Here is a 13,091-nt window from a genome sequence, read left to right on the forward strand (position 1 = left end):
ATAATGAAAACAAAAACTGTACTTGTGATAGGGGCGGGCATCGGCGGGATCACCGCCGCAACCCATCTGGCAAAACGCGGACTGCATGTGACCGTCATCGAGAAGAACCCCCATGCGGGCGGGCGTTGTGACCGCATCAGCCGCGACGGACATCATTTCGACACGGGTCCGACTCTGCTGGTGATGCCGCTGCTCTACGAAGCGGAGTTTGCCGCACTTGGCGTATCCATGCGCGAGACGCTCGACCTGCAACGCGTCGACCCGACCTATCATCTGGTCTTCGATGATGGCAGCCAACTCGCGCTGACATCCGACATGAAATCCATGCAGGAGCAACTCGAAGGGTTCGAGCGCGGAAGTTTTCAAGGTCTCCTGCGCTACATGGACGAGGGGCATCGTCACTATCATCTTGGTATCGAGAAACTGGTTCGCCCAGATTTTCGCAACGCATCCGATTTTTTCAAGCTGGGCAACCTGCCATTGCTTCAACAAGTTAAGCCATTGGCAAAACATTATGCCAATATGAAGCGCTACTTCGACGACCCGCGCCTCAAAGCCGCATTCACATTCCAGGACGTGTACATGGGCTTGAGTCCGTTCGAGGCGCCCGCCACCTTTTCGATGATGGCGTACACCGAACTGGCGCACGGCGTGTGGTATCCGCGCGGCGGCATGTATCAAGTCGTCGAAGCGCTCATGTTGCTGGCGCAAGAGGCTGGGGTGGAGTTCCTCTTCAATTCGTCCGCCGAGCAGGTCGAGGTCAACGGAAGAAGCACACGCGGCGTCTGGGTGGACGGTCAACTGCTCGAAGCAGATGCCGTCCTCGCCAACGCCGACCTCCCGTACGTCTATCAAAACCTTATACCGCAGGATGGCGAAGCCAGAAAGTTAAGTCGTAAACGCTATTCGTGTTCGGTCATCAGTTTTTTCTGGGGGATGGATAAGCCCTATGAGACGCTCCCGCCGCACACGCTCTTCCTTGCGCGTGACTACCGCGCCAACTTCGAGCGCATCATCCGTGACCTGAGCCTGCCCGCCAATCCCAGTCTGTACATCCACGCCCCAGCCCGCCTCGACCCGTCCATGGCACCGTGTGGAGAAGATACTTTGATTGCCATTGTCCCTGTCGGGCACATGAGTGGGAATGGCGACCAGGATTGGGCTGGCTTGCGCGACGAAGCGCGGATGCATGTTTTCAGGAGGCTGGCTTCGTTGGGAATTACCGACCTGGAAGCGCATATCAAATTCGAGATGACCTTCACGCCGCTTTCGTGGAAGAAACGCTATAACCTTGCGAAAGGCTCCACGCACGGGCTGTGTCACAACCTGACCCAGTTGGGTTACTTCCGTCCCGATTTTCAACATCCGCGTTATAGAAATTTGTATTTCACTGGCGCGAGCACCCGCCCCGGCACGGGCATGCCGACAGCAATGGTCTCGGGACGCCAGTCCGCCCACCGAATTCTGAACGACCTAAGAATCCAAGGAGTTGAACAATGACTACACCTGACCTTTCGTCCAAACCCGCCATCGCCCCCGTCCAACAAGCCGAACGCGTCCAGATCGTGGACATCCTGCGCGGCTTCGCCCTATTCGGCATCCTGCTCGTGAACATGACCATTTTCTACCGCCCGATACAAGCCATCCTCTTCCCCGCCGACCCAGCCATGCCCTGGTTTGACCGCGCCGCCGAATGGTTCATACATTTTGCCGGGGAAGGCAAGTTCTACGCCCTGTTTTCCATGCTCTTCGGGCTGGGATTAACCCTGCAAATGGAGCACATTGAAGCGCGCGGCGGCAAGTTCGTCCCGCTCTATCTGCGGCGGTTGTTCGTCCTGCTGTTGATTGGTCTTGTTCATGCCTTCCTAATCTGGATCGGCGACATTCTTATCTTGTATGCCCTGCTCGGCTTCCTGCTCGTTCTTTTCCGCAAGGCAAAGCCGCGCACCCTGCTGATCTGGGCGGCGATTCTGATCTCGATTCCGCTGTTGTTCAACACTGCGGTGGCCGGACTGCTCGAGTTTGGGCGTTCCGTCCCCGAGGGCGCTCAGCAAATCGATGCGGTCTTTGCCGAGACCATTGCGTCCTTCAAGACCGACCTGGTGCGTGCCAACCGCGTCTATGCGGATGGTAATTTCGCCGAAATCACCGAACAGCGCATATATGACTATACCAGCATGGGATTGTCAGCCTTTTTTGTGATGGGTTTCAACGTGCTGGCGATGTTCCTGCTGGGCGTTTACTTTGGCAGGCGCGAAATCTTCAAACACCTCGAAGACAACCGCGGCTTCTTCCGCACATTGCTGTTCTGGGGCTTGCTCATCGGCTTGACCGGAAACGCGCTCTATGCCACCCTCATCATGCCGCTTCCGCGCATCGAACCGTCCGGTCTATTGTTAATGGCAACCGCGGCACAGGCAATCGGCGCGCCATTGCTGATGCTCGCTTACGTCTCCGCCTTTTGCCTGCTGGCGCTTTCACCGGTCTGGGGGAAAAGGCTCCAAGTTTTAGCCCCGGTCGGGCAGATGGCGCTCACTAATTACCTGACGCAGTCCATCGTCTGCACGCTGATCTTCTACGGCTACGGGCTTGGCTTGTTCGGTCAGATGGGCGCGGCGGCAGGCATCGGTTTGACTTTCGTCATCTACCTGCTCCAAATCCCTTTCAGTCATTGGTGGATGAAACGCTTCAAATACGGACCCGCTGAATGGCTCTGGCGTTCCCTGACCTATCTCAAGCCTCAGCCGATGGGCAGAAACGGCGTGTCTGAATGAAGTTCGAACTACACTGGCTCAACGGTTTGTGGCTGATGCTTCCATTGCTGGCATGGAACATTGTCCTGGCTCCCAAAATAACCCTTGAACAAGTTGTCTCGGATGCCAACTCGCCTGCCTGGCTATTGACAGCGGAAAGCATCACAAGAATCATCGTGTTTGTTTTTCCAATTTTGCTTGCTCTTCAGTTTCGAGATGTACTGGGGAAGGCGGGGTTGGTGATTTATGTTTTTGGAACGCTCATCTATTTCGCTTCCTGGATTCCCCTAATATGGATGCCCGCTTCTGACTGGAGCGCCAGCCCGCTTGGATTACTCGCCCCGCGCCTCACTCCACTCCTCCCGTTTCTCGGCATTGCGTTAATCGGTCACTCTGCGCCCTATGTTGTTTTCTCTGTCATATTCGTCGCTCTGCATACCTGGCATGGGATCCAAAACCTGACATTTTGAAAAACGTTTCCTTCGGAGGAAAAAAACATGACGCCTATATTTATCACACTCTCCTACTGGCTCCACGCGCTGGCTACTGTGGTCTTCGTTGGGCATTTTGTTTTACTCGCGGCAATCTATCTGCCCGCACTTGCAGACACTCCCACGGCACTCAGTGCAATATCCAAACAAAGCCGCAAATGGCTGTATGTCTCCCTCCTGGTGTTTACCATCACAGGTTTGTACCTGACGTTTGTTGATTCAAATTATTTGGGGATTGGAAAATTCAACAACTTTTGGAGCATGATGATGCTGGTCAAGCATCTGTTGATCGTAGTCATGATCGCCATGGGCTTCTGGTTCAATGCCATCATACGCGTCGGTCCACTGATGAGTTCGAACACGGGCGCGGCGCTGGCGCTTACCCGCTTTCGCTGGTATGTCAACGCGATGGCAATCTGCGGAGTGCTGGTCTTGTTGTTTACCGCGCTTGCACAGGCGAATTAAGTAATGCCAGCCCAAACCATCTACCACCGCATGAAGGGTCTCAACACCCGCATGATGGCGAACTACAAACGCGGATTCGGTCCCACCCGCGTAGTGATGCTCCTGACCACCATCGGGCGCAAGTCTGGTCTGCCGCGTGTGACCCCGCTCCAATACGAAGAAGTGGACGGAATTTACTACATCGCCTCGGCGCGTGGATCAGACGCGGACTGGATCAAGAATATCCGCGCCAATCCCAAGGTCCGGGTTCAGATCCGGGATCGTGAGTTTGATGCCGCTGCCGAGCCGGTCACCGACCCGGTCCGCATCGCCGATTTCATCGAACTACGCCTGAAACGTCACCCGATCATGATCCGCCTGATCATGCACTTATTCGATGGTCTGCCCATACGCTTCAAACGCGCCGATCTGGAAAAGTTCTGCCGGAAAAAAGCAATGGCGATCCTGCGTCCGATCAGGGAACAAGATTCCAATCAATGGAGGTAAAGATGGCTGGCACGAATCCAAATCCCGCGGTTTTCTTGGGTGGCGTTTTCCTGCTGCTGGCAGTTGCTTACGTGGTGTTCCGAGTGATTGTTCGCCGGGAGTATCGTCTGCATGGACGCCTGACAAGCTGGTCATCGATCGTTCAATTGCTTGCCTTTGCGGGGCTGATGGCTTTCCCATACTTGTTCAACCCACCAGAGTGGGCCTTATCCTGGATGTTAGCAGGACCAACATCCAGGCAGCAGCAAATATTGGGATTGGTCATCATTCTATTGGGATTCCTCGTTGCCTTTTGCACGATGGGATGGTTTGGAATGCGACGGGCATTCGGCGTTGAAACAAAAGGTTTGGTAAGTATCGGACCCTACCGCTTTACAAGAAATCCACAAATCCTGGGAGGGTATCTGTTGGTCATCGGGGTAACAGTGCAATGGCCTTCCTGGTTTGCTGTAATTTGGATCGTTCTTTACGGAGTAATTGGTCACTGGATGGTCATGACCGAAGAGGAGCACTTACGGGTCTTACTTGGAGAGGAATACGTGCGTTATTGTCAAAAAGTTCCCAGGTATTTGTTTTGGGTTGGGAATTCCCAAAAAGATCGCCCGGGGTAATGCGCTTGAACAAGTTGATGTATACATAGGCAGTATCGGTGTCTTCGAATTCAGCGGGCATATCCTCTTGATTGGGGATGCTTATCTCCGCGCTCGCAATGATCGACAACACCTAACAGCATGAACATGGCAGAAACTAATCTCATCCTGACTATTGCAATCCCCTTTCTTTTGCTTCCAAGCACAGCGCTTGTCTTTTCCATAGCCGCCAAGGGACTTGGAAAGGAAAAAGGACACTTGATTGGGTTTCTCTTTTATTGGGCGGTCTGGTGTATCCTGCTTCCCCTTTTCATTGTGGGTTGGGACTGCTATCTCTCGCTCTTCGTGGATAAAACCCCGCTTCTTGCCCGGCCGAACTGGCTGGCTGCCGCTCTATGGGCATTCATCACGTTGGTATCGATTCTCATGTATGGCAGAGACTTCCTCCGCGCCTCGCCAACCCTCATCCTGATCGCCATCCCCGCCGCGACGATCAATGGCATCTGCGAAGAAATCCTCTGGCGCGGACTGTATGTCCGGATGTTCCCGGATAATTTTTGGCTGGCAGTCATTTTCCCGTCAATTGGATTCGCACTGTGGCATCTTGTCCCGTTATCGATCTTTTCCGATGGAAACAAATGGAGTTTCGTCCTGTCGACGTTTTTACTCGGCCTGGCATACGGTTACATCGCCTACTGCACCGGCTCCACCAAATGGACGGCAATTTCCCACAGCCTGAGTGGAACACTGGCACTGAGCGGTTATCTCGCACCAAGCGTATTGGCGTTGTTAAAATAATTCTATGGCAATGAAAGGCAAAATCATGACCGACAAGACCAAAAAGCTACAATCCCTGCTGAATTCCCAGGTTGGCAGAGGCGGCCTGCATAACATCGTCGCGGCGGTGCAATCCTACGACCAAAGCCTGGATTTCGTCGGTGCGGCGGGTGAGGCAAACCCTGTTACCAGAGCGGCGATGACACCCGAAACGCCGTATTTCATCGCCAGCGTTACCAAAATGTACACTGCCGCCATCCTCATGCAACTGTATGATGAAAAACGCCTCGACCTCGAAGCGCCGGTCTCGGCATATTTACGGGCTAACCTGCTCGATGGGATTCATATCTACAAAGGCGTAGATTACAGCCGCCAACTCAAGGTCTACCAACTGGTCAACCAGACTTCCGGCCTGGCCGATTTCGAGGCCGATAAACCGCGCGGCGGTAAAAGCGTCCTCGATGAATTGATGGCCGGTCACGACCGTGCCATTGATACTGCCGAAGCGCTCAGGATTACTCATAACTTGTCCCCGCACTTTGCGCCGGGAACGCCGGGCTGGGCCTATTACTCCAATCTCAACTACCGCCTGCTCGGTGAAATCATCGAATCCATCACCGAAAAGCCCATGGCAGTCAATTTCGAGGAACGCATCAGCGCGCCGCTTGGCTTGCAGCATACCTATCTCTACGACTGGACGAAGCTCCGCCCCGGCGAGTCGCCCGCCACGCTCTATTTGAACAACGCCCCGGCCAATGTCCCCCAATACCTGTCTTCGAATATCTCGGATGGCGGCCTGGTTTCTACCGCCTCCGAATGTATGCGTTTCCTGCGCGCTTTCTTCGAGGACCGTCTGTTCGAGAAAGTCCTGCTGGAACGCATGATGACCTGGAACAAGATCTTTTTCCCGCTGCGTTACGGCTATGGGCTGATGTACTTACAGTTGCCGCGCTACTTTTGGATAACCCCGCTCCCGGAATTCATCGGGCATTCCGGCTCGACCGGATCGTTCGCCTTCGCCTGCCCATCGCGCTCACTTTATCTCACTGGGACACTCAACGTGATTACCCCAGCCCGGCCGTTTTTCTTCATGCTGAACCTGGTTCGCGCGATAAGTTGATACGATGAAAATCATCCTCCCCACCATCGGCACGCGCGGCGATGTGCAGCCTTACATCGCCCTGGCGCTCGGATTGCAAAAGGCCGGGCATGACGTCACCCTCGCCAGCCACCCTTGCATGCGCGGGCTGGTCGAATCCTATGGCGTGAACTTCGCTCCTATGGGGCCGGACATCGACATCGGCCACGAAGCGGCCATGATTCGCGCCAATGCCCCGCACTTTATGGTTGGCTTCATGCGCGTGATGAAGTTTTCCTTCGCCATGCTCGAACAATCGCACGCCGGCCTGCTGGAAACCTGCCGCGGCACAGATTTGGTCATCGTCTCGCACTCCGCCGCTGGACGCATGGAAGCCGACAAACTCGGCCTGCCCACCGTCAGCGTGACCCTGATGCCGGAAGCCATCCCGGCCAAAGACCCAAAGGACTCTTTCCTCAAGCGCGCCCTGATGGGCTTGGCCGGGGCAGGGATGGGCATGCTGATGACCCGCCCAATTGACAAGATTCGCAAACGAGCCGAACTGCCGCCGATGGGGCCGACCGGAATCACCTCCGAGACCTTGAACCTGATTCCGTTAAGCCCGCAGATTTCCCCGCCTAACCCGCTCTGGGAGCCGCGTCACCGCCTGACCGGTTACTGGTTCGCCCCTGCGCCCGAAACCTGGACTCCACCCGATGATTTGGCCGCCTTCCTCGAGGCAGGCGAGCCGCCAGTGGTGGTCAGCCTGGGAGCGATGGCGCTCAGCGGCGAGGACTCGCTTGATGCGGCGCAAATCACGCTTGCTGCAGTGCAACAGGCTGGCTTCCGCGCCATCGTCCAGGGCTGGGACGAGGCGATGAAGCAATTGCCCATCCCCTCGAACGTCTTCCACGCCGGTTCCATCCCACACGATTGGCTGCTGCCGCGTGCCAGCGGTCTCGTCCATCACGGCGGCTTCGGCACGACTGCCTCCGGCTTCAGCGCCGGGATTCCAATGTTGGTCATCCCGCACATCATTGACCAATTCATCTGGGGCGGCAAGGTCGCGCAATTGGGCGTCGGGCCGCAACCGATTTCGCGCCCCAAACTCAATGCGGCGAACATGGCCGTCGCCCTGCGCCAGATGCAGTCCCCCGAAATGCGCCAGAAAGCCGCCGACCTGGGCGCAGCCATCCGCGCCGAACCAGACGGGGTGACGAAGGCGGTGCGGTTGATTGAAGAACTTATCCGAGTGGAGCCAAAATGAACCAACCAACTGGAATGTTTCTTCCTCCCCCAGATGGCACAAAAAGATGCTGGAAATGCTTTACAAGGTGCGTATGTTAAGGTCTGGTAAACATTTGCAAGGGAGGCCGATGCTCAATTAGTATTAGTGTAAAACTCAAATTGGAGCAGATAATGCAAACTTTTTCCTGGCGCAGTGTTCTGGCAGAATTTATCGGTACGTTCTCACTGGTGACTGTCGGATGCGGCGCAATCGTTGTGGAATCGCAAACAGGCAGCCTGACTCATGGCGGTGTTGCCCTCGCGTTTGGCATGGTTGTCATGGTTATGATTTCCGCCACCGGACATATTTCCGGGGCACACCTCAACCCGGCGGTGACCCTGGCTTTCACTTTTACACGTCATTTCCCCCTACGTTGGGTGGGCGGATATCTCGCAGCGCAATTTGCCGGCGCAGTTGCGGGAAGCACTGTATTGGGAATATTGTTCGGATTTGATACCCAACTGGGAGTTACCCAACCTTCCGGATCACTGGCACAGTCCTTTCTGCTCGAAGTCCTTCTCACCGCTGCGCTCATGTTTGTGATTACGGCTGTGGCAACTGATACAAAGGCTGTCGGGCAACTGGCTGCCATCATGATTGGCGCAACGGTCATGGTGAACGCTTTGTGGGGAGGATCCATCAGCGGGGCGTCCATGAATCCAGCCCGTTCATTTGGACCTGCTCTCATTAATGGAAATTGGGAATATCAATGGCTGTACTTGGTTGCACCCATCGTCGGCGCAGTTTTGGGTGCGCTGGCATACCAACTGATCCGGGAACCTTCCGAAAAGGGACACATTCAGGAAAATAAAATATGAAAACAGTATCCACTCCCACATTGATCAATACCCTGACCGCCGCTTTGCTTGGCGCGTTTGGGGCGCAGATATTCCATGAAGCCTGTCATGGAGTTGCGGCTGTGCTGGTCGGCGCGGAATGGCAGGCATTCAATCTGTTTGCTGTATTGTGGGACTGGCCTGGCACACCGAATGAGACCGGCGCGCTTATCGTCGAGGGCAGCCCGGCTTTGCTCAACATCCTGACCGGCTTTCTGGCGGTCTTTCTCTTTGAACGCGCAATGAAACAAAAGAGCGCCATGCCCGCCCTGTTCTGGATGTACTTCGCGGGATATTCCTTGTTTATGGGTTTTGGTTACCTATTTGTTGACCCCCTGTTTTACCAACCTGGCGGCGAACAAGTGGGGGATTGGAGAAAAGTCATTGACATGCTCGGCGGTTCATGGGGCGCGCGAATTCCCATCCTGCTGGTTGGCGTGAGTGGCACCCTGTGGGGCTTTTTCTGGCTGGCGCGCACTGCGCTGCGATTCGCCGCCAACGCCACCGACAAAGCCGAGCGGATGCGCGTCTCCCTGCCAATTTTGCTGGTTCCGTATCTGGCAATCAACCTCCTCTTTACCCTTTTATCGTTCTGGCATCCGCTTGGCGGCGACGGTGTCCTTGTTGTCGTCTTCCAATATTGGTTTGGCTATATCGGCTTCTTCTGGGGTTTTTTCCTGGCAGCCTACTGGCTGGATGTCCACAAGCCTTTGCCCAACCCGGTTGCCCTGCCTGAGCAGCCGCAACCAGTCTGGTGGATTGCCGCCGTGTTGACTTTCCTGCTGGCTGTGGTCGTCTTGCTGCCGACAATTTGGTTCGTACAGCTCTCGTAGGAATTCTTTCATATCTCATGGCAAATTTCAACCCCAACTATAATATCGTCCTCGACAACCTGCTCCTATCCCATTCGTTGGATACCAGCCGTGTCTATGTGACCGGCGCTTCCAATGGCGAGATGATGACATATCGCCTGGATTGTGAAACATCTGGTGTCATTGCCGGCATTGCCCCGGTCATCGCCAATATCCCCGAACCGATTTTTGATGCCTGCACCCTTCAAGAATCCCTGGCTTTTCTCTCCATCAACGGCAGCGAGAATCCTTTCATCCTTATCGCGATGGATGACGCAGAGCATTTTAGGGGAGGATAAAATGAATCTTTTTTTTGAGGGCAAATTACCCGAAAGTCAAGCGCCCGACCGGTGGCAACATTTGAAAAGACTGGTTTCCAGAGGACTAACAACCTTGATAGCTCTCAGCACTATTTTAATTGCGTTTGTTGGTTTCCGTTTTTGGCGATGGTCAGACGAGCGCAACCGGGTAATAGATGAAGGAAGCCAGATCGCAAACACAAGCCGAGGATCAATAGAGTACACCTTGTTTGGCGAAACTGGCCCCGTAGTCTTAAGCATTCACGGGGTGATGGGTGGCTATGATTTTGGGTTAGGCACAGCTCAAATGCTAGAACTTGATAAAGCTGGTTTTCGAGTTCTGTCTGTTTCTCGTCCGGGGTATCTGAACACTCCTTTGCATGAAAACAACCTCACGCCTGCTGATCAAGCAGATTTATACGCGGCCTTGTTGGACTATCTGGATATCCAATCCGTGGCCTTGATAGCCGTATCCGGCGGAGGACCTTCGGCTTTGGAGTTTGCCAATCGTTATCCGGAGAGAGTTTGGGGGATTATCATGGCTATTGCCATTACCTACCAGTGGGAGCACAACGAAGCATCCCAGGAAGGCACAGCCTATTTGGACTTCCCCCCAATTCTCGTTGATCTGACCATATGGTTCAGTGAAGAAATACTCCTGAAGTTGGATACAAAAGGAGCGATTCGCCAAACCTTGGTAGACAACACAAATCTGGAACCATCCAAAATAGAAGAAATTGCCGATCAAGCTGCACAAGATACGGAAAAAGTGAACAACCTGAAGCGGACTTTTCGCGATTCAACGCCGCTAAGTCGCAGGTGGGAGGGCACGGAGAACGATTTAGTCCAGCAACAAAATTTAATGGCTACACCCGATTACAGTCTTATTCAATCGCCAGTGCTGGCTTTTTACGGGGAAAAAGACCCTGTAGTACCTCTATTACATGGTCAATATTTGGAAAATAGTTTGAATAACGTAGAAATTTATTTTGCACCTGAAGGAGGACATGCTCCATTTTTACAAAATCATTGGTCTTTCATTAAGAATCGATCTGTTAGTTTTTTACAGGAAAATATTCCCTGATTTTGTAACAGTCTCCCCAGCTAAGACGGAGTTTATACAATGGACCTTACTGCCATCCTTTTCATGTTCGGTTTTCTGGTCATATTTGGCTGGATTGTTACCATGTCGATTCAATCGAGCCGTAAGGAGAAGGAAACCAAAAAACAGGTTATCCAAAGCCTGGGATTCTCCTCATCCGAAGCAGACGAATCCGTGTCCGAGAAAATCTACAGCCTATATCACCGCACATGGTCGAAAAATAGTTACCAGTTGCGAAACGTTTCCCGGCGTCTCATCCCGGATGGAGAAATGTTCCTGTTCGACCTGGTGGATACATCCGGTGAAGATGACAGTTGGACAGAGCGACAGGCAGTGGCAATTATTTCACCATCCCTAAATTTGCCGCCGTTTGCTTTTTTCCCAAAATCCAATCAAAAATACGCCCTCAGCGGTTTGGCTAACCGGATTGTGGAATGGGGCATGTCGAAAATCGGCGAACCGGTGGCATTTCCCCAATACCCGGCGCTGGCTGAGCGTTATGTGATTACCTCCCAAGATTCGGATGGGTTACGTTTGTTTATGGATGAATCGCTGGCGCGTTTTTTCGGCCAGACCGAAATGTACATGCTCCATGCCGCCGGAAATATTTTCACGTTTGCCGAGATGGATCCCAACTTCAAGATCGCCGACATCCAGAGCATGACCCGCCGCCTCAACCGCGCCATGGAAATCTTCCGCGCGTTACAAAAATAAAGACGAAAGGTTCCTCTGATGGCAAATTTCAACCCCAACCACAAAACTATGCTTGACAGTATGCTCCTCTCTCACCCCCTGGTGCAGGCGGGCAAGATGTTTGGCTTCCCGGCTTATTATGCGGGCAAAAAAGGAGATTGACTAATGCTTGCAAGTATTTCCACCACGTTCGATTGTACGGCTGAACAACTTTGGGATGAAATCAGCCGCCCGGCTTCACTGCGCTTTGTTGCCGCGCCGCTGCTGTATTTCGAGCCGCTGGTTCCCGGCGAATTGGATAGCGACTGGGTTGTGGGCAAAACATATGCCCTGCGTCTGTCCCTGTTTGGATTCCTGCCTGCTGGCGAGCACCGCCTCACGCTTACCAACATAGACCGGGAAGCCAACCTGATCGAGAGCAAGGAAAGCGGCGCGCTCGCGCCGGTCTGGAACCACACTATTCGATTTCACGCGCTTGCAAATGGCAAGCTGCATTACAGCGATGAAATCGAAATCCAGGCCGGACTACTGACCGGGTTAATCTGGGCCTTTGCTCACCTGTTTTATCGTCACCGCCAGCGCCGCTGGAAGAAATTACTGGATGGCAAAAAGGATGGTTTGAAATGACCCAAACCGAAACCTGGCAACCGATTTATCGTCTCGGCGCAATTGCCGCCGTCCTGGCTGCCCTGCTCTTCCGCCGCAACGTTGGCGCGGAAGTATCCTTATTCACCGGCATTGAAGCCATCCCGAACACGATTGCGGACTGGTACGCGCTCCTGCAAGCCAATCCCTTCGTCGGATTGTCTTTGCTGGCTTTTTTTGACCTGTTGAATTATGGACTGGTTGGGGTGATATTCCTGTCATTGGCGGCACGGCTGTGGTCACTGAACAAAAGCCTGACGACGCTGGCCCTCGCCAGCGGGCTGGTGGGCGTCACGCTCAACCTTGCCTCGAACATCTCGTTGACCATGTTCGCGCTCAGTCAACGCTACGCTGCCGCGACCTCCGCCGCGCAAAGCACCGACCTGCTGGCCGTCGGGCAGACCATTCTGGCAGGCAATGACCCGCTGGCAGGCATTCCCGGCACAGGCGGGTTGGTCAGCCTGCTGTTGGTCGCCCTAGCAGGATTGCTGTTCTCGCTTGTGCTGCTGCCCTCGCACCGAACCACAGCCATCCTCGGCCTGCTCGCCAGCGGTTGCGACCTGGCCTATTGCCTGGTCTTCCCGCTGACACCCATTGTCCCGGTTTACCTGCTCCTGGCCGCTGCCGGGCTGTTCTGGATGCTCTGGCATTTGCTGGTAGCGCGGGTTTTATGGCAATCTGCAAAAGAATAAACGATGAGGGGCTTTGCCGGAATCTTGTTTATCTTAGGAGAAACT

16 protein-coding genes are annotated in these 13,091 nt (G+C 54.0%); all 16 read left to right on the forward strand.

The annotated features are described in order from the left end of the window. Positions 1–3 precede the first annotated feature (3 nt). Positions 4–1,500, forward strand: coding sequence for a phytoene desaturase family protein (crtI, locus tag QY332_16025; protein ID WKZ35122.1), 1,497 nt, complete (start codon positions 4–6; stop codon positions 1,498–1,500). Next, positions 1,497–2,774, forward strand: coding sequence for a DUF418 domain-containing protein (locus QY332_16030; protein ID WKZ35123.1), 1,278 nt, complete (start codon positions 1,497–1,499; stop codon positions 2,772–2,774). Before crtI ends, QY332_16030 begins: the two co-directional genes overlap by 4 nt. Next, a complete protein-coding gene (locus tag QY332_16035; protein WKZ35124.1) occupies positions 2,771–3,223 on the forward strand; it encodes a hypothetical protein in 453 nt (150 codons plus the stop codon). The genes QY332_16030 and QY332_16035 overlap by 4 nt, the downstream gene beginning before the upstream one ends. Positions 3,224–3,250: 27 nt before the next feature. Next, positions 3,251–3,709, forward strand: coding sequence for a hypothetical protein (locus QY332_16040; protein WKZ35125.1), 459 nt, complete (start codon positions 3,251–3,253; stop codon positions 3,707–3,709). A 3-nt stretch (positions 3,710–3,712) separates the two neighbouring features. After that, positions 3,713–4,195, forward strand: a complete 483-nt coding sequence (locus QY332_16045) for a nitroreductase family deazaflavin-dependent oxidoreductase (GenBank protein ID WKZ35126.1) — start codon at positions 3,713–3,715, stop codon at positions 4,193–4,195. Between the two features lie 2 nt (positions 4,196–4,197). Beyond that, entirely contained in the window at positions 4,198–4,806 is a 609-nt protein-coding gene (locus tag QY332_16050) for an isoprenylcysteine carboxylmethyltransferase family protein (protein WKZ35127.1), read from the forward strand. Positions 4,807–4,932: 126 nt separating this feature from the next. Next, positions 4,933–5,583 carry a CPBP family intramembrane metalloprotease gene (locus QY332_16055; GenBank protein ID WKZ35128.1) on the forward strand — a complete coding sequence of 217 codons (651 nt, stop codon included), beginning with the start codon at positions 4,933–4,935 and terminating at the stop codon, positions 5,581–5,583. 25 nt (positions 5,584–5,608) lie between these two features. Then, complete coding sequence (locus tag QY332_16060) at positions 5,609–6,682, forward strand: serine hydrolase domain-containing protein (protein WKZ35129.1); 1,074 nt, start codon at positions 5,609–5,611, stop codon at positions 6,680–6,682. A 4-nt stretch (positions 6,683–6,686) separates the two neighbouring features. Beyond that, complete coding sequence (locus QY332_16065; protein ID WKZ35130.1) at positions 6,687–7,907, forward strand: glycosyltransferase; 1,221 nt, start codon at positions 6,687–6,689, stop codon at positions 7,905–7,907. Between the two features lie 152 nt (positions 7,908–8,059). Next, positions 8,060–8,746 carry an MIP family channel protein gene (locus tag QY332_16070; protein ID WKZ35131.1) on the forward strand — a complete coding sequence of 229 codons (687 nt, stop codon included), beginning with the start codon at positions 8,060–8,062 and terminating at the stop codon, positions 8,744–8,746. After that, positions 8,743–9,597, forward strand: coding sequence for a hypothetical protein (locus QY332_16075; GenBank protein ID WKZ35132.1), 855 nt, complete (start codon positions 8,743–8,745; stop codon positions 9,595–9,597). Before QY332_16070 ends, QY332_16075 begins: the two co-directional genes overlap by 4 nt. A gap of 17 nt (positions 9,598–9,614) precedes the next feature. Continuing rightward, positions 9,615–9,914, forward strand: a complete 300-nt coding sequence (locus QY332_16080) for a hypothetical protein (GenBank protein WKZ35133.1) — start codon at positions 9,615–9,617, stop codon at positions 9,912–9,914. Position 9,915: 1 nt separating this feature from the next. After that, entirely contained in the window at positions 9,916–10,998 is a 1,083-nt protein-coding gene (locus QY332_16085) for an alpha/beta hydrolase (GenBank protein WKZ35134.1), read from the forward strand. 39 nt (positions 10,999–11,037) lie between these two features. Next, positions 11,038–11,730 (forward strand): hypothetical protein, encoded by a 693-nt coding sequence (locus QY332_16090; protein WKZ35135.1) that lies wholly within the window; start codon positions 11,038–11,040, stop codon positions 11,728–11,730. A gap of 144 nt (positions 11,731–11,874) precedes the next feature. After that, positions 11,875–12,336: a hypothetical protein gene (locus tag QY332_16095; GenBank protein WKZ35136.1), complete on the forward strand. Its 462-nt coding sequence runs from the start codon at positions 11,875–11,877 to the stop codon at positions 12,334–12,336. Further along, complete coding sequence (locus QY332_16100; GenBank protein ID WKZ35137.1) at positions 12,333–13,046, forward strand: hypothetical protein; 714 nt, start codon at positions 12,333–12,335, stop codon at positions 13,044–13,046. Before QY332_16095 ends, QY332_16100 begins: the two co-directional genes overlap by 4 nt. Positions 13,047–13,091 lie beyond the last annotated feature (45 nt).

It is taken from the genome of Anaerolineales bacterium, assembly GCA_030583885.1.
Taxonomy (GTDB): Bacteria; Chloroflexota; Anaerolineae; order Anaerolineales; family Villigracilaceae; genus Villigracilis.

Coding starts and splice junctions, on each gene's coding strand:
- QY332_16070 (WKZ35131.1), top strand. CDS start 8,060: ATGCAAACTTTTTCCTGGCGCAGTGTTCTGGCAGAATTTATCGGTACG.
- QY332_16100 (WKZ35137.1), top strand. CDS start 12,333: ATGACCCAAACCGAAACCTGGCAACCGATTTATCGTCTCGGCGCAATT.
- QY332_16075 (WKZ35132.1), top strand. CDS start 8,743: ATGAAAACAGTATCCACTCCCACATTGATCAATACCCTGACCGCCGCT.
- QY332_16060 (WKZ35129.1), top strand. CDS start 5,609: ATGACCGACAAGACCAAAAAGCTACAATCCCTGCTGAATTCCCAGGTT.
- QY332_16090 (WKZ35135.1), top strand. CDS start 11,038: ATGGACCTTACTGCCATCCTTTTCATGTTCGGTTTTCTGGTCATATTT.
- crtI (WKZ35122.1), top strand. CDS start 4: ATGAAAACAAAAACTGTACTTGTGATAGGGGCGGGCATCGGCGGGATC.
- QY332_16050 (WKZ35127.1), top strand. CDS start 4,198: ATGGCTGGCACGAATCCAAATCCCGCGGTTTTCTTGGGTGGCGTTTTC.
- QY332_16040 (WKZ35125.1), top strand. CDS start 3,251: ATGACGCCTATATTTATCACACTCTCCTACTGGCTCCACGCGCTGGCT.
- QY332_16035 (WKZ35124.1), top strand. CDS start 2,771: ATGAAGTTCGAACTACACTGGCTCAACGGTTTGTGGCTGATGCTTCCA.
- QY332_16045 (WKZ35126.1), top strand. CDS start 3,713: ATGCCAGCCCAAACCATCTACCACCGCATGAAGGGTCTCAACACCCGC.
- QY332_16065 (WKZ35130.1), top strand. CDS start 6,687: ATGAAAATCATCCTCCCCACCATCGGCACGCGCGGCGATGTGCAGCCT.
- QY332_16080 (WKZ35133.1), top strand. CDS start 9,615: ATGGCAAATTTCAACCCCAACTATAATATCGTCCTCGACAACCTGCTC.
- QY332_16095 (WKZ35136.1), top strand. CDS start 11,875: ATGCTTGCAAGTATTTCCACCACGTTCGATTGTACGGCTGAACAACTT.
- QY332_16055 (WKZ35128.1), top strand. CDS start 4,933: ATGGCAGAAACTAATCTCATCCTGACTATTGCAATCCCCTTTCTTTTG.
- QY332_16030 (WKZ35123.1), top strand. CDS start 1,497: ATGACTACACCTGACCTTTCGTCCAAACCCGCCATCGCCCCCGTCCAA.
- QY332_16085 (WKZ35134.1), top strand. CDS start 9,916: ATGAATCTTTTTTTTGAGGGCAAATTACCCGAAAGTCAAGCGCCCGAC.